The 21,266-nt window shown below is 63.9% G+C and carries 18 protein-coding genes; 10 read left to right on the top strand and 8 right to left on the bottom strand.

The genetic code is table 11. The features are described from left to right. The first annotated feature begins 109 nt into the window (after positions 1 to 109). From fabG to gmk, 6 genes are all read left to right on the top strand, one after another. Positions 110 to 847 carry a 3-oxoacyl-[acyl-carrier-protein] reductase gene (gene fabG, locus ABD906_RS15955; RefSeq protein WP_345100665.1) on the top strand — a complete coding sequence of 246 codons (738 nt, stop codon included), beginning with the start codon at positions 110 to 112 and terminating at the stop codon, positions 845 to 847. A gap of 245 nt (positions 848 to 1,092) precedes the next feature. Then, complete coding sequence (locus ABD906_RS15950) at positions 1,093 to 1,335, top strand: acyl carrier protein (RefSeq protein WP_165278777.1); 243 nt, start codon at positions 1,093 to 1,095, stop codon at positions 1,333 to 1,335. 40 nt (positions 1,336 to 1,375) lie between these two features. Further along, positions 1,376 to 2,632: a beta-ketoacyl-ACP synthase II gene (gene fabF, locus ABD906_RS15945; protein WP_165278776.1), complete on the top strand. Its 1,257-nt coding sequence runs from the start codon at positions 1,376 to 1,378 to the stop codon at positions 2,630 to 2,632. A gap of 98 nt (positions 2,633 to 2,730) precedes the next feature. Then, on the top strand, positions 2,731 to 3,924 hold the full coding sequence (mltG, locus tag ABD906_RS15940; protein ID WP_345100663.1) for an endolytic transglycosylase MltG: 1,194 nt from the start codon (positions 2,731 to 2,733) through the stop codon (positions 3,922 to 3,924). Between the two features lie 128 nt (positions 3,925 to 4,052). Next, positions 4,053 to 4,937: a YicC/YloC family endoribonuclease gene (locus ABD906_RS15935; RefSeq protein ID WP_165278774.1), complete on the top strand. Its 885-nt coding sequence runs from the start codon at positions 4,053 to 4,055 to the stop codon at positions 4,935 to 4,937. Between the two features lie 3 nt (positions 4,938 to 4,940). Continuing rightward, complete coding sequence (gmk, locus tag ABD906_RS15930) at positions 4,941 to 5,594, top strand: guanylate kinase (protein ID WP_165278773.1); 654 nt, start codon at positions 4,941 to 4,943, stop codon at positions 5,592 to 5,594. Between the two features lie 244 nt (positions 5,595 to 5,838). Here gmk and rsmA read toward each other — a convergent pair whose 3' ends face one another. The 6 genes from rsmA to ABD906_RS15900 all read right to left on the bottom strand — a co-directional run bounded on the left by rsmA (position 5,839) and on the right by ABD906_RS15900 (position 13,379). Continuing rightward, positions 5,839 to 6,666 carry a 16S rRNA (adenine(1518)-N(6)/adenine(1519)-N(6))-dimethyltransferase RsmA gene (gene rsmA, locus ABD906_RS15925; protein ID WP_165278772.1) on the bottom strand — a complete coding sequence of 276 codons (828 nt, stop codon included), beginning with the start codon at positions 6,664 to 6,666 and terminating at the stop codon, positions 5,839 to 5,841. A gap of 7 nt (positions 6,667 to 6,673) precedes the next feature. Continuing rightward, positions 6,674 to 7,702: a 4-hydroxythreonine-4-phosphate dehydrogenase PdxA gene (gene pdxA, locus ABD906_RS15920; RefSeq protein WP_345100659.1), complete on the bottom strand. Its 1,029-nt coding sequence runs from the start codon at positions 7,700 to 7,702 to the stop codon at positions 6,674 to 6,676. A gap of 18 nt (positions 7,703 to 7,720) precedes the next feature. After that, entirely contained in the window at positions 7,721 to 8,680 is a 960-nt protein-coding gene (locus tag ABD906_RS15915; RefSeq protein ID WP_165278770.1) for a peptidylprolyl isomerase, read from the bottom strand. Positions 8,681 to 8,753: 73 nt separating this feature from the next. Then, a complete protein-coding gene (locus ABD906_RS15910; RefSeq protein WP_345100657.1) occupies positions 8,754 to 11,057 on the bottom strand; it encodes an LPS-assembly protein LptD in 2,304 nt (767 codons plus the stop codon). 34 nt (positions 11,058 to 11,091) lie between these two features. After that, positions 11,092 to 12,177 carry an LPS export ABC transporter permease LptG gene (gene lptG / locus ABD906_RS15905; protein WP_165278769.1) on the bottom strand — a complete coding sequence of 362 codons (1,086 nt, stop codon included), beginning with the start codon at positions 12,175 to 12,177 and terminating at the stop codon, positions 11,092 to 11,094. Continuing rightward, entirely contained in the window at positions 12,174 to 13,379 is a 1,206-nt protein-coding gene (locus ABD906_RS15900; RefSeq protein ID WP_165278768.1) for an LptF/LptG family permease, read from the bottom strand. Before ABD906_RS15900 ends, lptG begins: the two co-directional genes overlap by 4 nt. Before the next feature lie 295 nt (positions 13,380 to 13,674). Between ABD906_RS15900 and ABD906_RS15895 the strand changes: the two genes are divergently transcribed. Both ABD906_RS15895 and ABD906_RS15890 read left to right on the top strand, forming a co-directional pair. Next, positions 13,675 to 15,171, top strand: coding sequence for a leucyl aminopeptidase (locus ABD906_RS15895; RefSeq protein ID WP_345100654.1), 1,497 nt, complete (start codon positions 13,675 to 13,677; stop codon positions 15,169 to 15,171). A gap of 1 nt (position 15,172) precedes the next feature. Beyond that, the gene (locus tag ABD906_RS15890) at positions 15,173 to 15,619 is read left to right on the top strand and encodes a DNA polymerase III subunit chi (protein WP_165278766.1); all 447 of its coding nucleotides are present in this window, start codon (positions 15,173 to 15,175) and stop codon (positions 15,617 to 15,619) included. 237 nt (positions 15,620 to 15,856) lie between these two features. On the opposite strand, the gene ABD906_RS15885 is transcribed toward ABD906_RS15890, so the two are convergent. Both ABD906_RS15885 and ABD906_RS15880 read right to left on the bottom strand, forming a co-directional pair. Beyond that, on the bottom strand, positions 15,857 to 17,059 hold the full coding sequence (locus ABD906_RS15885) for an FAD-dependent monooxygenase (RefSeq protein ID WP_345100652.1): 1,203 nt from the start codon (positions 17,057 to 17,059) through the stop codon (positions 15,857 to 15,859). A 14-nt stretch (positions 17,060 to 17,073) separates the two neighbouring features. After that, positions 17,074 to 17,319, bottom strand: a complete 246-nt coding sequence (locus tag ABD906_RS15880) for a zinc-finger domain-containing protein (RefSeq protein WP_165278764.1) — start codon at positions 17,317 to 17,319, stop codon at positions 17,074 to 17,076. Positions 17,320 to 17,485: 166 nt separating this feature from the next. On the opposite strand from ABD906_RS15880, the gene ABD906_RS15875 reads away from it, so the two are divergent. Continuing rightward, entirely contained in the window at positions 17,486 to 19,690 is a 2,205-nt protein-coding gene (locus ABD906_RS15875) for an RNA degradosome polyphosphate kinase (protein WP_165278839.1), read from the top strand. A gap of 6 nt (positions 19,691 to 19,696) precedes the next feature. Next, positions 19,697 to 21,217, top strand: a complete 1,521-nt coding sequence (ppx, locus tag ABD906_RS15870) for an exopolyphosphatase (protein WP_345100649.1) — start codon at positions 19,697 to 19,699, stop codon at positions 21,215 to 21,217. Positions 21,218 to 21,266: the final 49 nt, after the last annotated feature.

Genomic DNA, 21,266 nt, shown 5'->3' with positions numbered 1-21,266 from the left:
TTTTCCTTTCCGCGCGTGTTTGTGCTAACAGAAACGGCAGACACTGCGGAAACGGAACAGGATGTGCCCGGCCGATGTGTTTCCACATACTGCACGAGAGGTACAATCCATGTTTGATCTCACGGGCCGCAAGGCGCTCGTCACGGGGGCTTCGGGAGGAATCGGAGAAGCCATTGCGCGGTCGCTGCACGCCCAGGGCGCCATCGTCGGCCTGCATGGCACCCGGCGCGAGAAGCTCGATGAACTGGCCGGTGAGCTGGGCGAGCGCGTGAAGGTATTCACTGCCGACATGTCCGACCGCGACCAGGTCAAGGAGCTCGCCAGGAAAGCCGAGGAAGAGCTCGAAGGCGTGGACATTCTCGTCAACAACGCGGGCATTACGCGCGACGGCCTGTTCGTGCGCATGAGCGATGAGGACTGGGACAAGGTGCTGGAGGTCAATCTCACCTCCGCTTTCCGCCTGACGCGCGAGCTGACGCATGCGATGATGCGCCGCCGCTTCGGCCGGATCATCAACATCTCGTCCGTCGTCGGCGTCGCAGGCAACCCGGGTCAGGCCAATTACTGCGCGTCCAAGGCGGGCCTGGTCGGCTTCACCAAGTCGCTGGCGCAGGAAATCGCCACCCGCAACGTCACGGTGAACTGCGTGGCGCCGGGCTTCATCGAAACCGCGATGACCGACAAGCTCAACGACAAGCAACGCGAGGCCATCATGGCAAGCATTCCGATGCGCCGGATGGGATCGGGGGCTGACATCGCGGCCGCAGTCCTGTATCTGGCGTCTGACGAAGCCGGTTACGTGACCGGGCAGACCATTCACGTGAACGGCGGAATGTTGATGGTTTAATTCGCGGCCGCCGATGCTTGCCCGCGTGGTGCATGGGTGGCTGTGGACATTGTCAGGACGCTTTATGTGTCTTGGCTATAAGATTGCGCCGTGGTATTGCCCTGGCGCAAACGGGCACAAAATAGCCCAGTGTAGGGAATGGCCGGTGCCGACTTGTTTGCCGCGGGCCGGCTTTCTTTCAAGCTTGATTAGCTGCAAGCCTGCGGCTAACGAAACAGGAAATTCCTTAAGTTGAGGGTTCTCACATGAGCGATATTGCAGAGCGCGTCAAGAAAATCGTCTCCGAGCATCTCGGCGTCGACGAGGCGAAGGTGGTCGACAATGCGAACTTCATTGACGATCTTGGCGCAGACAGCCTGGATACCGTCGAGCTGGTGATGGCGTTCGAGGAAGAGTTCGGCGTCGAGATTTCCGACGAGCACGCCGAGAAGATTCTCACGATCAAGGACGCTGTCGACTTCATCGAGAAGGCTGTCAACAAGGCCTGAGCAGTCGCCCGAACAATATAGCAAACGAGACAATCCAGAGATGAGGCGCGTCGTCGTCACAGGCTTGGGCCTTCTTTCTCCCCTCGGCCTCGGGGCCGAGCTGAGCTGGAAACGGCTGCTTGAAGGGAAATCAGGTGCTCGTCGTATCGAACATTTCGATGTCGAAGATCTGCCTTGCAAGATTGCAAGTCTGATTCCCCGTGAGGGCGAGGGCGCGTTCGATCCCGATGCCTTCCTTGATCCGCGTGAACAACGGAAGGTGTCGGATTTCATCATCTATGGAATAGCTGCGGCGGATCTGGCCCTGGCTGATTCCGGATGGGAACCGAAGACCGAGGCGGATCGTTGCGCCACCGGCGTGATGATCGGCTCGGGCATCGGAGGCATCCAAGGCATTGCCGAAGGCGCGCTTACCCTTCAGGAGAAGGGCCCGCGCCGCATCAGCCCGTTCTTCATTCCCGGCAATATCATCAACCTGGTGTCCGGGCAGGTCTCGATCCGGCACGGGCTCAAGGGACCGAACCACGCGGTCGTCACCGCCTGTTCCACCGGTGCCCATGCCATCGGCGACGCTGCACGCCTGATCGCGTTCGGCGATGCCGATGTGATGCTTGCCGGCGGTGCTGAAGCGCCAGTGGTACGCCTGTCCATCGCAGGCTTCTCGGCATGCAAGGCGCTGACCACGAAATTCAACGACACGCCCGAGAAGGCGTCCCGTCCCTATGACGTGGACCGCGACGGCTTCCTGATGGGCGAGGGCGCGGGTGTCGTGGTGCTCGAGGAGCTCGAGCACGCAAAAGCCCGCGGCGCAAAGATCTATGCCGAGGTCATCGGCTACGGTCTGTCCGGTGATGCCTACCACATCACCGCGCCGTCCGAGGACGGCGACGGCGCGTTCCGCTGCATGACCGCGGCGGTCAGGCGCGCGGGCATCAGCCCGGCGGACATCGACTACATCAATGCCCATGGCACCTCGACCATGGCCGACACGATCGAGCTCAGGGCCGTCGAACGGCTCCTCGGCGGGGCCGCGGAGAAGGCGTCCATGTCTTCGACCAAGTCGTCCATCGGGCACCTGCTTGGTGCCGCAGGCGCGGCGGAGGCCATCTTCTCGATCCTGGCGATTCGCGACCAGATCGCTCCGGCCACCATCAACCTCGACAATCCCGAGGTCGAGACGCCGATCGACCTGGTTCCCCACAAGCCGCGCAAGCGCAAGATCGACGTTGCGCTGTCGAATTCCTTCGGTTTCGGCGGCACGAACGCGTCGCTGCTCTTCCGTCGCTACGAAGCCTGAGTATTCTATCCGTTCGGGCTTTGAAGCCGGAAAAATGTCGCTATTGTGCAGCATCCGACACTTGAGTCTGATGCGGCCACAGGAGACTAGCGAGCAGGATGCAGGGAGAACAGAACGAGTTTTTGGCGCGCCCCGTAGCAATCGACACGTCGCGGGGCCGCCTTCGTCCCAAGGAGGGTACACCACCGCCGCCGCGCCGTTCGCGGCAGTCGCGGAATCAGGTTGTCACGTTCCTTAACTTCCTGCTTTCACTCGTTGTTTTCACAGTGCTCATCGCCGGCGGCGTGTTCTATCTCGGCTATCGCGAGTTCGTCCGCCCCGGCCCGACGACGACGACCGAAACCGTTCTCATCAAGCCCAATACCGGCACGCGCGAGATCGCCGACCTGCTTCAGCGGGAAGGCATCATCCGCGACTCCCGCGTCTTCCTGGTGGGGCTGCGCATCAACAAGGCCGACAGCAGCCTGAAGGCAGGCGAATACGAGATCAAGCCGGGCGCATCCATGAAGGACGTCATGGAGCTGCTGCAGAGCGGCAAGTCGGTCCTGTATTCCCTGACGATCCCTGAGGGCCTGACGGTCAAGCAGGTGTTCGACCGCATCGCCAAGACGGAGGAACTGTCGGGCGAGCTGCCCGAGGAACTTCCGCCGGAAGGCTCTCTTGCCGCCGATACGATCCGCTTCACGCGCGGGCTGTCCCGCAAGGAGGTGGTGGCGAAGCTGATGGCGGACCAGAAGGCGCTGGTGCAGTCCATCTGGGAGCGGCGCGCCGAGGATCTGCCGATCAAGACCATCGACGAGTTCGTCACGCTCGCCTCCATCGTTGAGAAGGAGACGGGCAAGGCCGACGAGCGCCCCCGCGTGGCCGCGGTGTTTATCAACCGGCTCAGGAAGGGCATGCGGCTGCAGTCCGACCCGACGGTGATCTACGGATTGTTCGGCGGTGACGGCAAGCCGGCCGACAGGCCGATCTACAAGAGCGACCTCGAGAAGCCGACGCCGTACAACACCTATGTCATCAAGGGACTGCCGCCGACGCCGATCGCCAATCCCGGCAGGGCGGCGCTCGAGGCGGTGGCGAATCCGTCGCGGACGGATGATCTGTATTTTGTCGCCAACGGGATCGACGGCGGCCATGCCTTCGCGAAGACGCTGGAAGAGCATAACGAGAACGTCGCCCGCTGGCGCCGCATCGAGCGCGAACGCGCCAAGGCAGCCGAGGCGGCGGCGGAGGCCGCGGCGAAGGAGAGCGAGGCCGGAGATGATGCCGGCAGCGAGCCCAAAGAGAACTAGGCTGGATCGAGCAACGGGCAAGGGGATTGCTCGGGGCTGACCTGCCGGGCGAGCGTCCCGTTCCCTGCGCTTAGCAGCAGGGAATGTCCTGATGTCCGCCGAGCGAGACCAGGATGCAGAGGCAAGGCATGAATCTGCAAAGCATGACGGGGTTTGCCCGTGCACATGGCGAAAACGACATGGCCTCCGTGGTCTGGGAACTGCGCTCGGTCAATGGCCGGGGACTGGAAGTCCGCCTGAAGTTGCCCCAGGGCTATGAACGGCTCGAACAGCCGGTCAGGACCATCCTCCTCAAGCCGTTCGCGCGGGGAAATATCCAGGCCACGCTGACGATCGAGCGCAACAGCGCCGCGCGGCGCCCGGTCATCGACCGCCAGCTGCTGATGGAGCTCGCCGCCGTGGCGCGTGACCTGCACGAGAACCACGGCGCCGCGCCCGCTACGGCGGACGGGTTGCTCAACCTGCGCGGCGTGCTCGAAGTCCCTGACCACGAGGAGGACGAAGAGGCGCGCCAGCGGTTCGACAGCCTGGTCCTGTCGGTTCTGGAGGAGGCGACGGCCGCGCTTGTCAGCGCACGGCAGAATGAAGGGGCCGCGCTGCGCGACGTTCTGCTCGGCCATGTCGACACGATCGAGAAGCTCACGCTGAAGGCGGAAAGCGATCCGGCACGGGACCCGGCGAACATCCGCGCGCGGCTCGAGGCACAGTTGCAGCCGCTGCTGGACGTTTCCACGCTGGACGAGACGCGGCTCTACCAGGAGGTCGCGCTGCTCGCCACCAGGGCCGACATCCGGGAGGAACTCGACCGGCTGCTGACCCATGTCGGCAGCGCGAGGGCGCTGCTTAACGGCAACGGCCCGGTGGGCCGCAAGCTCGATTTCCTGGCCCAGGAATTCAACCGCGAAGCCAATACGCTCTGCTCCAAGTCCAACGCCGCGTCGATCACCGGCATCGGCCTGGAACTCAAGGTCGTTGTCGACCAGTTCCGCGAGCAGATACAGAATCTGGAGTAATACATGGAAGTGCTTCCCTCCGACACGATCCGCCGGCGTGGCCTGATGCTGGTGCTGTCCTCTCCCTCGGGGGCGGGAAAGTCCACGATCGCCCGCAACATCCTGGACACGGTGCCAGGCTTCGAGCTGTCGGTCAGCGTCACGACGCGGCAGCGGCGGCCGAGCGAGATCGAGGGCGTGCATTACCATTTCATCAGCCAGAAGGAATTCGAGATACGCCGCGACAATGGCGAGCTGCTGGAGTGGGCGCAGGTGCACGGCAACTTCTACGGCACGCCGCGCGAGCCGGTGGAAAAGGCGCTTTCCGCCGGCAAGGACATGCTGTTCGACATCGACTGGCAGGGCGCCGAGCAGCTGCGCCAGAAGATGCCGGAGGACATTGTCTCCATCTTCGTGCTGCCGCCGTCCATGAAGGAGCTTCTTTCGCGGCTCAAGCGCCGGGCCGAGGACCCGGAGGACGTGATCGCCATGCGTCTCGCCAACGCCCGCGCCGAGATCGAACAGTGGCGCAACTACGACTACGTGATCGTCAACGACGACCTGAACCGGGCCTACGAGTCGGTCCGCAGCATCATCCTGGCCGAACGTCTGAAGAGCACCCGCCGTCCGGGGCTGGAGGGATTCGTGAACGGGCTGCTCACGGAGGAGCCGGTTTGATGCACAGTGTTGGCCGACCGTTGGCGACGATCGATGCGGCGGCAAGTGTAGATTGAAATTCAGCCCCGTTGCGCAATAATTGAGGTGGCGATGGCTTTGTGGGTCGCGGTTGCGCAAGCAACTTCCCACATTGTCCCACGGAACAAGGAAGCCTGGTCATCCCTGCGGATGGTCGGGCTTCTTGGTTTCTCGGTATGCGGAAGATCCGCCGTCAGCGATTTCGAGAGCCTTACGGGCGCTGCGCTCAAATGCATTGCGCCAGGCGCACGAATTCCTCGATGCTCAGAGTTTCGGCGCGGCGGGTGGGGTCGATGCCGGCCTTTTCGAGCAGGGCTTCGCCGCCGAGGCTCTTCAGGCTCTGGCGCAGCATCTTGCGGCGCTGGCCGAAGGCAGCTTCGGTCACGCGGGCGAGCCTGGCTCCATCGACGGGCAGAGGATTGGTGCGCGGGACGATGTGGACCACTGAGGACGTGACCTTCGGCGGCGGCGTGAAGGCCTGCGGCGGCACGTCGAAGACGATGCGCGCCTCGGTCCGCCAGCCGGCGAGAACGCCCAGGCGCCCATAGCTGCTGTCGCCGGGCTGGGCAACGATGCGCTCGGCCACCTCGCGCTGGAACATCAACGTCAGGGACTCGTAGAAGGGCGGCCAGGGCTCGACGGTGAGCCAGCGGACGAGCAGCTCGGTGCCGACGTTATAGGGCAGGTTGGCCACGATCTTGACCGGTGAGACGCCCGCCACGAGCGCTGCGAAATCGGTTTTCAGCGCATCACCCGGGATGACTTCCAGACGGCCGGGATAGCGCTCCGAGATCTCCGCGAGAGCGGAAAGGCAGCGTTCGTCGCGCTCGATGGCGATGACCTTGCTTGCGCCTTCGGAAAGCAGGGCGCGCGTCAGCCCCCCTGGGCCCGGGCCCACCTCGATGACGGTGACACCCTCCAGGCCACCGGCGCTGCGCGCGATCTTGGCCGTAAGGTTGAGGTCGAACAGGAAGTTCTGGCCCAGCGCCTTCTTGGCGAAGAGACCGTGGGCGCGGATCACCTCGCGCAGCGGGGGAAGGCCGTCGAAACTCATCGGACGCTCACAGGACAATGGCCGCCGAATTGTCGGCGAGTTCGCGCGCAAGGCGAATGGCGGCAATCAGGCTGTCCGGCCGGGCGATGCCCTTGCCGGCAATGTCGAAGGCCGTGCCGTGGTCCGGCGAGGTGCGGACGAACGGCAGGCCAAGTGTCACATTGACCGTGCTGTCAAACGCCAGCGTCTTCGCCGGGATCAGCGCCTGGTCGTGGTACATGCACAGCGCCGCGTCATAGGTGGCGCGGGCGCGGGCGTGGAACATCGTGTCGGCCGGAAGCGGCCCGTGCACGTGGATGCCTTCCGCGCGCAGGGCCTCGATGGCCGGAATGATGACGTCGATCTCCTCGCGGCCCATGGAGCCATCCTCACCGGCGTGCGGATTGAGACCCGAAATTGCCAGGCGGGGGGCAATGGCAAAGCGCTTCCTCAGGTCGGCATCGACGATGCGCGCGGTCGAAACGATCAGCTCCGGCGTGAGGGAAGCGATCGCGTCCTTCAACGACAGGTGGACGGTGACCGGGACGGCGCGCAGCTCGGGGCCAGCCAGCATCATCACGGGGGTTGCCGCGCGGCCCGTGCGCAATTGGGCAAGGTGCCCCAGGAACTCGGTGTGTCCGGGATACTGGAATCCGGCGTCGTAGAGCGGCTTCTTCGCGATGGGGCAGGTGACGAGCCCGGCGGCACGTCCGGCGAAGATGTGATCCACGCCGCGCTCGATCGCCTCGATGACTCCAGCCGCGTTCATGAGCGCCGGCGTACCGGGTCGGTCGTCCAGCTTGTTGCCAAGCGGATAGACGGGCAGGGCGATGTCGAAAAGCCTCGCGGCGTCTTCAGGCTCCGTGTCCAGGATCGGCACGTCCATCTGCAGCGCGTTTGCGCGGGAGCGCAGCAGCGCTATATCGCCCAGAACATAGAAGGGCGGCAGCTCCGCTTCGGCGCGCCGCTTCCAGGCGGCCAGAATGATTTCCGGACCTATGCCAGCAGGCTCGCCAATGGAAATGGCGAGCGGAAGTCGGTTCTGGTTGCTCGTCATCTGTTGCCGGAATTCCGATCAACGCCGGACAATGCGCGCCCTCTTGCGCAGCTCCGCCATGACCTCTTCGGAAAGCTTCTCGGCGGACTTGTCGTTCTGCTGCTGGCTCTGGAACACCAGGCGGGCGACGTAGTCATCCGAGACCTGGCGCGTGCTGCAGACGACGATGAACTCGACTCCCCGCTCGGTCTCCTTGATCGCCGTCGCGCTGCCAGCCTTGGTTTTCTCGATCTGATCCTTCCAGTCAGGCGGAAGCTGCGGAGCGAGGAAGCGGCCGAGATCGCGGACGGTAACGTCGAGCTGGGAGCGGGCGAGCTCGTGCGAGTTTTCGCAGCCCCTGACGCGGTTGCGCATGGCCTGGGCCTGGGACTTGCGCTGGCCCATGATCCGGCCACGCTCCGCGGCGGGCACCACGAAGATGAACTGCTGCAAGGTGTATTCGGTGGTCGACGGCTTCTTGCCGCCCTGTTGCAGGATCCTGGCCACGACCTCCTGTTCGCTCAGGCTACCGGACGACTGGTTGCGGGCCTGCAAAACCCTGCCCCAGCCGATCTGGGTCCTGATGAAACTCTTGAAGTGGTCGCGCCCCACGCCGGCCTCGTTGAGGATCTGGTCCATCTGGGCGGTGGTGAGCTTGTTCGAGCGCGCGAAATTTTCGTAGGCCTGGTTGACCTGCTCGTCGGGCGGCGTCACGCGCAGGCGAGCCATCTCCTGCTGGCGCAGAACCTGGTCGATCATTTCCTTGCTGGCGATGTCGCGCAGGTTGCCGCTGCGGCCCATCAGCCTGAGCAACGCGACACGGCGGTCGATATCCGTGCTGGTGATGGCAACGTCGTTCACGATGAAGCGCACGGACGAAGCCTGCGCGTAGGCAGGCGCTGGCAACAACACCGGAGCCGTCGTCACGGCCGCGGCTGCCAGAATGGCCCCGCTGCACAGGATCGCCTTCAGAGTTCCATGCAAGTTCAGACTTCTCATACCATCCTCAACCTACGCGCCCTTCGCCCAGGGTAGGCGCTCAGAATACACGAAACCGTGGCGAAAATATCCCTTACTGAGAGAAAGTGCTGCTGCCAATTTCTCCCAGCGTGCGCAAGGAAATGTTGAAGCCGAAGCGATTCTCCGTCTGGCCGTTATCCCGGGTCTGCGAGAACGTCATCGTGTATATGAAGCATTCGTCGCTGTAGCCGAAGCCGAGCGCATTGCGGACCAGCTTGTTCTCCTGAATGTTGTAGGTTCCGGAGGCAAACACGCGCCAGTTCTCGTTGAAGCGCAGGCTGGCGTTGCCGGAAACCTCCTGGCGGTCCGTATTGAAGCCGTAGCCTGGCTGGGCCGAAATGAAGGCGTAGCTGGCGGAGGCGGACAGCTTGGATACGGTGGCGCCCACCTTCAGCTCCTGACGCTGCAGCTCGAAGGTCTCTTCGTCGAGGCGTGCAGAGGCCGAGGCGGAAATGCCGTATGGCGTCGTCACGCCCAGCATCGCCACATAGTCGGAGCGATCGGTTTCGAGACCCGAATAGGCGCCGACGTTGACGAGATCAGGCTCGGCGAAAGAGTTCTTGCCGGCCAGATGGAACGACTGGCCGAAAATGCCCTGCGCGCTCCAACCGTTGCCGAAGTTGCCGGAATAGCGGATGCCCAGATTGGCGCGCGTGCCGCCCTCGATACGGTCGTAGCCGGAGAACTTGTCGCGCTCGAACAGCGTGCTGGCATCGAACACGAGCGACTGGGCGTCCTCGTTCGGAATGCCAAGACGGCCGGCATAGGGTTCGTCCGGACGCACGAAGATCTGGCCGATCGGCTCGAGAATGTGCGTCGAGCTGGAGGATGAGAAGAGGATCGGCCAGCGGGCCTCGAGGCCGGCGGTGACCATGGCCCGGAAGTAATGGGTACGGATGTCCGCAGCGTCGCCGGCAAATGTCTCGATGCGGGAAATCGCGTCGGCGGAAAGGTCCGTGTAGATCGAGTCGCCGCGGGCATGCAGGAGGGGCGTGAGGACAAGGCCGCCACCAGTAACAAAGGAACGCTTCCACTCGGTTTCAGCGGTGAAGCGGCCGTCGCTGCCTTCAAGACCGGCGAGCTTGACGCCGTACATGCCCTCCGTGCGGTGGAGGTTCTGGGCGTTCACGTCGAAGCTCAGCTCGCCGCCCATGACCGAACGGTCCAGCGTGTAGGAATAGTCGAGAAGCGGCAGGACAACCGGCTGCTTGCGATTGCGGGCGTTCGGGTTGGTGTCGAGCCGGTATTCCTGCACGTCGAACTTGTAGGCGCGCAGGTCGAAGTAATTGCGGTCGTTGAGACCGGTGAGATAAACCGTCGAGGTGTGAACCGCGTCGGCGAAGCCTTCGATGCGATAGGTATTGGCGAAGTTCTTGTCGCTCTGGACCAGAACATCCCAGCCGAACTTCCAACGCCGGTTGATCTCGAAGTCGCCCTTGGAGCCGATCATGCCCCGGTTCTCGACGGTGGAGTCGATGTAATGCGACGGCCACTCGTCCGGCCGGTTCTGGTGGATGCCGGCGAGCTTCAGCGTGTAGGCGCCATTGTCGAACTGCTGGCGCCATTCCGCCTCTGCCATGAAGCCTTGCTTCGTGTAGCCCGTAACCGAGAGGGTGAGGTCGTAAGTGGGCGACAGCGCGAAGTAGTAGGGCACCTTCACACCGACGCCGAGTTCCGAACCGCCCACGATGCCAGGCATCAGGAAGCCCGACTTGCGCTTCACCGTCGGGTCGGCGACCTCGAGATAGGGCAGGTAGGCCAGCGGGATGCCCAGGAATTCGAAGCGGGAACGCTCGAAGCGGATCGTCTTCGCCTTGCCGTCCCAGATCACCCGCTGGGCCTTGATCTGCCAGAGGGGCGGACGCTCCGGATTCTCCTCGCAGGGTTCGCAGGCGGTGTAGACACCCTTCATGAAGGTAGTCAGGTTGCCGTCACTGCGCTCGGCGCTCTCGGCAGCCATGTAGGTGCGCTCGGTCGTCTCGACGCGCAGGGCGCGAACGAAGCCGTCGCTGAAATCCTCCGTGATGTCGATTTCTTCGGCGTAGTACTTGTTGCCGTCGCGGTCCTGGATCTCCACACCGCCGCTGGCAACCACGCGCGACGTCTTCTGATTGTACGAGACGCGCTGGGCGACCACGCGGATGCCGCCATATTCGATCTGAACGCCGCCGACCGCCGTTACCGTGGCATTGTCGAAGTCGTAGATGAGGGTGTCGCCGACAAGCACCATCTGCTGTCCGGAAGGAACTTCGCCGACGAGCTCTTCCACCTGGGCACCGGCAGCAGACAGCGACGCGGCGAGCGCTATCAGCGCCACGCCGGCCTTCATACGCAGTCCGCGCTTCAGCAGGCCCATGAACGAGCTCTTCTTAACGGGTAGCGCCCCCAAACTAGCCATCCTCCTTGAACAGCAAGAATGTGATTCCGTAAAACGTTGCGATTAGCACAGGGGTCCAGGCAGCGACCAGAGGAGGCACTACCCCCGCTCCACCGAACGCCTTCATCAGAACCGATATGACATAAAGCAGAAAGCCGGCGAGGATGCCACCCAGAATCATTGTGCCCGATTGACCGAGGCGTGTAAAACGCATGGATACGGTCGCCGCGATCAGCGTCATCGCGACAAGCAAAGCCGGCAAAGCAACCAGCGAATGGAACTGGGTGGCGAAGTTGCTCACCCGCATGCCCAGGGACTCGGCTTCCTTCAGACGGAACGGAAGTTCAAAAATTGAAAGGGCTTGCGGGTCGAGAAGCTCCTGACTCACGTATCGCGGACGAAGACTGGTCGGGATTTCCAGGGATGCAATCCGCTCGGCCGGCGCGTCGATAGGATTGCGCACAACTCCGGTAAGCTCCCAGTAACCATCGCGCAAATTTGCCGTATTGGCGTCGAGCCGCTCGGTGATGCGGCCATCCGAACCGACCATCAGGAACACGGGACGGATGAGCGTCGTGCCGCCGTTGGCGGTCGCATCGGCGCCGATCAGCGCCTCACCGTCCTCCATCCGCTGCTTGAGCCAGCGGGTTGATTCGGAGTTGGCCAGGGTCTTCGCACCGCGCACCTCGGCCTGCAGCATCTCGGAGCGGGCGAAGCCCATTGCCGCGACGGGATTGAGGACCAGCACGGCCAGCAGGCCGAACAGGAATGAGCCGAAGGCGATCGGTGTCAGGAACTGCCAGGCCGAGATGCCGGCGGCGCGGGCGATTACCAGCTCGTACTTGCGGTTCAGGCTGATGAGGGTGGCCATCGCGGCAATCAGGCCGATGAAGGGCACTGCCTGCTGCATCAGGATCGGCAGCTGCAGGGCCGCCACCGCCAGCGCCCAGGTGACGCTGTAGTTTTCGAAGCCGCTGGAGCGGCTCGACACCTCGGTGAAGGTGACGATGAAGACCAGGGCGGCGATGCCGATGAAGTTCCACGCGGCAATCGCGGCGTAGCGGCGCAGGAAATAGAGGCCCAGCGTGCGACCGATCATGCCCGGTTCCTTTCAAGCCCGAACAGGCGGGACAGGCGCCCGGCAAAGCGCTCCATCCGGTCGCGGTCCTTCTGCCATCTGGTGGCAAGCCTTTCCGTCCAGGCCGTGGGCAGTTCCATTGGCCTGCTGGTCGCGATGAACCAGATACAGACAATGCTCATGCCAATCGGGATCGCGTAGAGCATGAACGAGAAGAGCGGGTTCGTCTCCGCCGCGCCGCCCGAATAAAAACCGGCCCAGCGTACCAGCAGGCCGATGCCGAGCGCGGTCACCATCGGGTGCAGGCGCGCCTCGCGGAAGGAGCGGGCATCACCCGCCACGGCCAGACCGATCAGGGCGAAAACGATCGGATAGAGCCACTCGGAAAGGCGCATGTGAAGCTCCGCGCGGAAGAGCTGCGGGTTGTTGCGCATGAAGCGGTCGCGCGGGTCCGGATTGAGCAGATAGGGCAGGTAATGGTCTTTCGGATGCAGCGTCGGGACGTTCTGCACCTGCTCGGTGAATTGCGACAGGTCCAGCGTGTAGGAATCGAACTGGACCGTCGAGACCTCGCCCTTGGCGGTCTGGCGCTGCAGGATGCCTTCCTCAAGCACCAGAACGGGACCCTCGGCGCGCTCGACCGTCGCGCCGCGCAGGGCGTGGTAAATGTATTTCGCTTCCTTGTCGCGCGTGTCGGCCACGAAGATGCCGGCCAGCTGCCCCTGCGGAAGGCGCTTGGATATCTGTACGAAGAGATCGTCGGAAATCTTGTAGAACACGCCTTCCTGGGCGACCGAGGTGATGATGTCGGCGTTCACGTTGGCCAGCGACGAACGCAGCGCCTGCCGGGCATAGGGCTCCAGCGTATTGCTGATGGCGAAGGAGGCGAGGGCGGCCAGGATGGCCAGGATCAGCATCGGCCGGACCACTGTCGTGCGCGGCGCGCCGGCGGCGCTGATGACAACCAGCTCCGAATCCTGGTTCATCGTGGCCAGCGTCTGGGACACGGCGATGCCGATCGCGAAGGGGATCACGATCGGAATGATCGGCACAAGCAGAAGGGCGGCGATCTTGAAGAAGGCCGCAGCCGACTGGCCGCCTCCGGAGACAAAGTCGATGCGGTTCAGAACCTGAGTCGTCCAGGCAATCACCAGAACCCAGACAAGCGCCGCAAAGAAGATCGTCACCGTGCGCCGGAGAATGTAAAATTCGAGGACCTTCATGGCGCTTTCTTTTTCCCGGTGTTCGTGGCCACTCCAAGACCGACGCAGCAATTAGGCTCCGGTGACGTACAACACCCAGTCCTTGTCTGAAAAGCCACCCATCCAGATTATCAGTTCCATTTTGCAGGCGACAGGAATAACGAATTGGTAAGAAACAGGGTTAACGGTGTACTTACAAGCTGCCTGCGGAGGCTTACCCAACGGGACGGCCTTGCATTTCTTCGTTGCTCCATGTCAATTCGTTCCATCCCTCTGAACGGTCGCTTCAGTCAGTTGTTATCGCATAGGAAAGTCCATGTCTGAAAAACCGATGCTGGCTTTTGCCAGATACGCAGCCCCAAAGAAAGGAAGCGTCATCATCCTGGTGCCGGAGGGCGGCAAGCTCTCGGAAGCCGCTGCCGCTTGTGATCCGGAGGGCATCCTGCCCAAGGTCTTCGCCGCCGCGGAGTTCAAGGGCAAGTTTGCCAGCACGGTCGAGGCGTTCCTGCCGCAGGGAACCCCGTTCGACCGCATCGTCGCCATCGGCGTTGGCAAGGTTCAGGAGCTGGACGAGTACGCCTGGGTGAGGATCGGCGGCGCTGCCCAGGCCGCGGTCAAGAATGCGACGGAAGTGACCGTCATCGCCGAGGTGGAGGGCATCGAGGCCGGGGCACAGGAGGCTGCGTCCATCGGTCTCGGCATGCTGCTGCGGGCCCACAGGTTCGACAAGTACAAGACCAAGAAGGACGAGAACGGCAACGGCAAGATGCCGAAGAAGCCGGCCAAGGTCACCATCCAGTGCGCGGACCCGAACGGTGCGAAGAAGGCTCACGCATCGCTCGCGGCGGTGGGCGAAGGCGTGCTGCTCGCCCGCGATCTCGTCAACGAGCCGGCCAACGTGCTGGGTCCGGTCGAATTCGCGGCGCACGCCAAGGAGCTCGAGAAGCTGGGCGTCAAGGTCGAGATCCTCACCGAGCGCGAGATGAAGAAGCTCGGCATGGGGGCGCTGCTCGGTGTCGCTCAGGGTTCGGCCCGTCCGCCGCGCCTGGTGGTGATGCAGTGGCTGAACGGCAAGGCCAGGCAGAAGCCGGTCGCGTTCGTCGGCAAGGGTGTGGTGTTTGACACTGGCGGCATCTCCATCAAGCCCGCCAATGGCATGGAGGAAATGAAGGGCGACATGGGCGGCGCAGCCGCGGTGGTTGGCACCATGTATGCACTCGCGGCCCGCAAGGCCAAGGTCAATGCCGTCGGCGTCATCGGTCTCGTCGAGAACATGCCTGACGGCAACGCGCAGCGTCCGGGCGACATTGTCACCTCCATGTCCGGCCAGACCATCGAAGTCATCAATACCGACGCTGAGGGCCGCCTGGTGCTCGCGGACGCGCTCTGGTACTGCAAGGAGCAGTTCAAGCCGCAGATCATAATCAATCTGGCGACGCTCACCGGCGCCATCATGGTCGCGCTCGGCAGCCACCACGCGGGCCTGTTCTCCAATGACGACGCGCTTGCCGAGCAGTTGGCCGCGGCCGGCAAGGCGACGGGCGAGAAGGTCTGGCGTATGCCCATGGGCCAGGAGTACGACAAGATGATCGACACGCCGAACGCCGACATGAAGAATACCGGCGGCCGCTATGCGGGCTCGATCACCGCGGCGCAGTTCCTGAAGCGCTTCGTCGGTGACACGGCGTGGGCACATCTGGACATCGCCGGCACGGCGATGGGCTCGCCCACCAACGAGATCAGCCAGGGCTGGGCATCCGGCTTCGGCGTGCGTCTGCTCGACCGGCTGGTGGCCGATCATTACGAGGGATAGGTTGGACGTCCTGTTCTACCATCTGACGGAAACGACGCTTGAGGAGGCGCTGCCTCCGCTCGTGGAAAAATGCCTCGAGCGGGGGTGGCGCGTCGCCATTCAGACGGGCTCCGAGGAACGCCGCGACGCCCTGGATTCGCGGTTGTGGACCTATTCGGAGGAGAGCTTCGTCCCGCACGGAACGGACCGTGAGCCGCACGCGGCGCGCCAGCCGGTGCTGATCACCACCGGCGCCGAAAATCTCAACAACGCTGATGTCCGCTTCTTCGTGGACGGGGTGGAGCCAGGCTCTCTGGACGGGTACCAGCGCGCCGGTTTTCTCTTTGACGGTCACGACATGGCGCAGGTGGAAGCCGCGCGGGCCCAGTGGAGGGCCATGAAGGCGGCCGGCCACACGGTCACCTACTGGCAGCAGGGACCGGACCGGCGCTGGACGAAGAAGGCCTGAATTCCGGCCCAGAGGCAGGTTCCGCGCAGCCCTCACGGCGATCTTGCGCGAGGGGAGCCGTCAGCGGGGCAGCGAACGATCTTGCCACGCCACCCCGGCGTCCGGCACCAGCGCGCACGCTTGGCGCGACATTTCTCAATGTTCGCTTTTGATGTCCGTTTGCCGCCACCGCATGGCGGCTGGGCGCGAGAATGGGGATAGCCCGGAGCTTCCGCGAAGTTCTGAGCTATCCCGATTTCAGGCTGCGGCCTTTTCGACGTCGTAGCCGTACAGCCAATCGAAATCGGCCGCCAGCTTCTCGCCCGAGCGCGCCTTGAGGATCAGGTTGCGCACCAGGGCAATCGGGCCGCCAACCTGCCAGGCAAAGTGGTTGAACTGCCCGCGCATGGCCACGCGAATCAGGCGGGGCCGCCGCAGCTTCTCAAAGAGATCCAGCGTCCTGCCGGGCGCGCCGGAGCGCGTCGTCAGGTTCGCCAGCAGCACGGCATCCTCGATCGCCATGGCCGCACCCTGGGCCGCGTGCGGGGCGACCGCGTGGGCGGCGTCGCCGATCAGCACGATCCTGCCCGCCTGGCACCAAGGGGCCGCGGACTTCACCTCGTGGATCGGCCAGGCGTGCCAGATGCCCGTGACCGTGATCAGCCGCTTGAGTTCCGTGGCAATGTTGCGCGCCGTCCCGGAGATCTGAGCCGCCTCGGCTACGTTTGTCCAGTGGCGTGGCATGTCCTGCCCGCGCACGATGATGACCAGGTTGAAGGCTCCGTCCGGCAGCGGATAGGCGACCAGGTGAAAACCCGGCGAGGCGAAGGTGACCACCTGGTCCGACGGCAGAAGCCGGTCGCGGAAGGGGCCGGCCTTGCCGGCGTCCAGGATGGCGCGGTAGGCGATGTCGCCGGTAAACCGGCTCTTCGGTCCGCCCATGCGCTGGCGCGTTGCCGACCAGACGCCATCGGCGGCAACGGCCAGGTCGAAGGCGGGAGCGAGCTCGGAAGAATTCGCGATGTTCGGGCGGACGCTGCCGCCCGTGCGATCCAGGCACAGGTTGCTGACTTCGGTACCGGTGCGGATGGCGATCCCGTCGTTCCCGCGAGCGGCTTCGAGCAGCACGCCCTGCAGGTCGGACCGGCGCATCACCAGATAGGGCGCGCCCCAGCGCCGCTCGGCCATGTGCAGGGGGACTTCCGCCAGAGGCCGCAGGTCGCGGGCGCAGCGGATGACGACGCTCTTCGGCTCGACAGCCTTGCGCTTCACCTCGTCGAGAACGCCCAGGCGGGCAAGAAGGCGCGTCGCGTTGGGGGAAAGCTGGAGTCCGGCGCCCAGTTCTTCAATGCGCGGGGCGCGCTCGAACACGGTCGCCGCCGCGCCGCGGGCGGCGAAGGCGAGGGCGGCGGTCAGTCCCGCAATGCCCGCGCCGATGATTGCAACGGATTGACCGGCCATGGCCGGGCTCCCGATCAGGCGATTTCTTCCTCGAAGAGCGCACCCGGCGGCACGGTCTCCTCGGCCTTCAGGTTCGGATTGTACTTGTAAAGGGTCGAGCAATAGGGACACACCCTCTCCACCTCATCGCCCATGTCGATGAAGATATGGGGATGATCGAAGGGTGGCTTGGCACCCATGCACATGAATTCCTTCACGCCGATCTCGATGGATGGATGGCCTTCGGTATTGTGGAAATGGAATGTCGGATGTCCCGCCATCTCGTTTCTCCAAGCTCTGATGTTACGGGCGGTTTGATACATAAAACGCCGCTTTGCAACCCCTCATCAAAGTGCCGCAAAGCTCTATCACAACACAGGATATTGTATCATACTCGAGTTGAGGGTGCTGCGCTTTGGCGCAGGCGGGATCAAAAAGAGCATACCAATGAACGAACTGAAGCCACTGAAGACCGATTTGCCGGAACAGCAGGGGGTTGAACCGGTTCTCTTCGGCTTTGGCGCGGAGCGCTTCATCAACCGCGAGTTCTCGTGGCTCCAGTTCAACCGGCGTGTGCTCGAGGAGTCCCTCAATCCCAACCATCCGCTGCTCGAGCGCCTGCGGTTCCTGTCGATCTCCGCTGACAACCTCGACGAGTTCTTCATGGTGCGCGTGGCGGGCCTCGCCGGCCAGATCCGCGAGGGCATCACGGCGCGCAGCGCCGACGGACTGCGCCCGGAGGAGCAGCTCGAACAGGTGCTGGAGGAGGTGAGCAAGCTTCAGGAGGAACAGCACCAGAGCCTCATGCTGCTGCTCGACCTCCTGAAAGAGCAGAAGGTGGAAATCTCGCGGCCCGACTCGCTCAGCGAGGCTGACCGCACGTGGATCGAGACGCATTTCCACGAGACCATCTTTCCGGTGCTGACGCCGCTGTCGATCGACCCGGCGCACCCGTTCCCGTTCATCCCGAACCTGGGGTTCTCCATCGCGCTTTCGCTGCAACACGCCGGGGGCAAGGGGAAGATGACGGCGCTCCTGCGCCTGCCCAACGCGCTGCCGCGTTTCATCGAGCTGCCCGCCGCAGGCAACGTTTTCCGCTTCATCATGCTGGAAGATGTGGTGGGCATGTTCATCCCGCAGCTCTTCCCGGGCTACACGGTGATCGGGTCCGGCACGTTCCGCATCATCCGCGACAGCGATATCGAGGTGCTGGAAGAGGCTGAAGACCTGGTGCGCCTGTTCGAGACGGCACTCAAGCGCCGGCGGCGCGGATCGGTGATCCGCATCGAGTTCGAGAGGTCGATGCCGGAGGACCTGCGCGAGTTCGTCGCCAGCGAGCTTGGCGTGCCGCCGTCGCGCGTGAGCGTGCTGTCCGGACCGCTCGCCATCAACCAGATTGCCGAGATCGTGAAGATCCCGCGGGAGGATCTGAAGTTCAAGCCTTACAACCCGCGCTTCCCGGAACGCATCCGCGAGCATGGCGGCGACTGTTTCGCTGCCATCCGTGAGAAGGACATCATCGTCCACCATCCCTACGAGAGCTTCGACGTGGTGGTGCAGTTCCTGCGCCAGGCGGCGTTCGATCCCGACGTGGTGGCGATCAAGCAAACCCTCTACCGCACCTCCAACGACAGCCCCATCGTGCGCGCGCTGATCGACGCGGCGGAGCAGGGCAAGTCAGTGACGGCGCTGGTGGAGCTCAAGGCGCGTTTCGATGAGGAGGCCAACATTCGCTGGGCCCGCGACCTCGAGCGCGCCGGCGTCCAGGTGGTCTACGGCTTCATCGAGCTCAAGACGCACGCGAAGATGTCGCTGGTGGTGCGGCGCGAAGACGGCAAGCTGCGCAGCTACGTGCATATCGGCACCGGCAACTACCATCCCATCACGGCGCGCCTCTATACGGATCTGTCCTATTTCACGGTCGATCCGGCGATCGCCCACGACATCACGAAGGTGTTCAACTTCATCACCGGCTATGCGGAACCGGACGTGAACATGAAGCTCGCCATGTCGCCCTTCACGCTGCGCAAGCGCATCCTCGGTCACATCCGTAACGAGATCGCGCATGCCGAGGCGGGACGGCCGGCGCAGATCTGGATGAAGATGAACGCGCTCGTGGATCCGGAGGTGATCGACACGCTCTACCAGGCGAGCCGGGCGGGCGTGGAAATCGATCTGGTGGTGCGCGGCATCTGCTGCCTCAGGCCGCAGGTGCCGGGCTTGTCGGACAACATCCGCGTGAAGTCGATTATCGGGCGGTTCCTCGAACATGGCCGGATCTACTGCTTCGGCAACGGTCACGGCCTACCGTCGGAGCAGGCGATCGTCTACATCGGCTCGGCGGACCTGATGCCGCGCAACCTCGACAGGCGGGTCGAATGCCTCGTGCCAATCACCAACCCGACCGTGCATGAGCAGATCGTGGATCAGATCATGCTGGCGAACCTGATGGACAACCAGCAGAGCTTTGAAGTATTGCCCGACGGGACATCCCGGCGGATCGTGCCAAAGGACGGAGAGAAGCCCTTCAACGCCCAGGAATACTTCATGAAGAATCCCAGTCTGTCCGGCCGCGGCGCGGCGCTGAAATCCCATGCGCCCGAACGCATCGTCGCCTACAAGCGGCGCAAGAAGGCATCCGCCGAGAGCTGATCCGTCGTGGGCATCGAAAAATCCCAAGGCCGGTTGCAGGACCGGCGCCCGGTTTCCGTCATCGACATCGGCTCGAACTCGATCCGGCTCGTCATCTATGAGGGGATCGCGCGGTCCCCGTCCATCCTGTTCAACGAGAAGATGCTGGCCGGCCTCGGCAAGGGCATCGTGACGACCGGCGAGCTCGATCCAGAAGGCGTGCGCAGGGCGCTCGGCGAGTTCCGGCGCTTCAAGGCACTCTCGGACCAGGCCGGAGCGGAAACGCTGCACGTGATCGCCACGGCGGCTGCGCGCGAGGCTCGCAACGGGCCCGAGTTCATTGCCGAGGTGGAAAAGATCCTGGGTGCGAAGATCCGCGTCCTGTCGGGACGGGAAGAGGCGCATCTGGCCGCTCTCGGCGTCACTTCGTCCTTCCACAGGGCTGACGGCATCGTGGGCGACCTCGGCGGCGGCAGCCTGGAGCTGGTGGATGTACGGGGTGAGGCGATCGGCAACGGCATCACCCTGCCGCTCGGCGGACTGCGTCTCAAGGACATGGCGGGCGGGTCGCTGGAGGAAGCCGCAAAGATCGCGCGTCGGGAACTCGCGCAGGCGGAATGGCTACGGCAGGGGGAGGGCAGGGCGTTCTACTGTGTGGGCGGCACGTGGCGAAATCTCGCGCGGCTGCACATGCTTTCGACCGGCTATCCGCTGCAGGTCATGCACGCCTACACGCTCGACCCGGAGGGGCACCGGAAATTCCTCAAGAAGGTCGCCCGCGGCGATGTGAAGGACATCAAGGGGGCGGACCGTATTTCCAAGAGCCGGCGCAGTTTGCTGCCATATGGAGCGATCGTGCTGCTCGAGGTCATCCGTCACATGAAGCCGGCAGAGATCGTGATTTCCGCCAATGGCGTGCGGGAAGGGTATCTGCAGACCCTGCTGCCGGAGGATGAACGGCAGGCCGATCCGCTGCTGTCGGCGGCGGAAGAGCTGGCCATCCTGCGCTCGCGCTCCGTGGCCCATGCGAGGGAACTCGCCGAGTGGTCGGGCCATGCGTTCGAGGCACTGGGCGTCACCGAGACCGAGGACGAGGCGCGCTATCGCCGCGCCGCCTGCCTGCTCGCCGACATCGGGTGGCGCGCGCATCCGGACTATCGCGGGCTGCAGTCGCTCAATATCATCGCCAACGGCTCCTTCGTCGGGATCGATCATCCGGGCCGCGCCTATATCGCGCTTGCCAACCTGTTCCGGCATGAGGGGCTCTACGAGGACGTCATCTCGCCCGAGATGCGGGAGCTCGCCACCCCGCGCTACGTCCATCTCGCGCAGTTGCTGGGTGGACTGCTGCGCGTCGTCTATGTGCTGACCGCATCCATGCCTGGCATCATTCCGCAGCTTCGCTGGGAGCGGCGCGGCGAGGACGCGCGAGCGCTCGTCGTGCCGCAGCGGCTGGAAGCGCTGCTCGGCGAGCGGCCGCAGGGACGGCTCGACCAGCTCGCCAAGATCAGCGGCCTGAAGCTCAGCTTCGAGCTCGCCGGGGAGTGAGCGGCGCGACAAGTTTTCCGTGGGGAAAGGCTCAGAGGGCGCGCCGGAA

This window comes from Chelativorans composti (genome assembly GCF_039541695.1).
Taxonomy (GTDB): Bacteria; Pseudomonadota; Alphaproteobacteria; order Rhizobiales; family Rhizobiaceae; genus Chelativorans; species Chelativorans composti.
The sequence above is the reverse complement of the archived record's forward strand: the minus strand, read 5'-3'. Positions and strand labels throughout refer to the sequence as shown.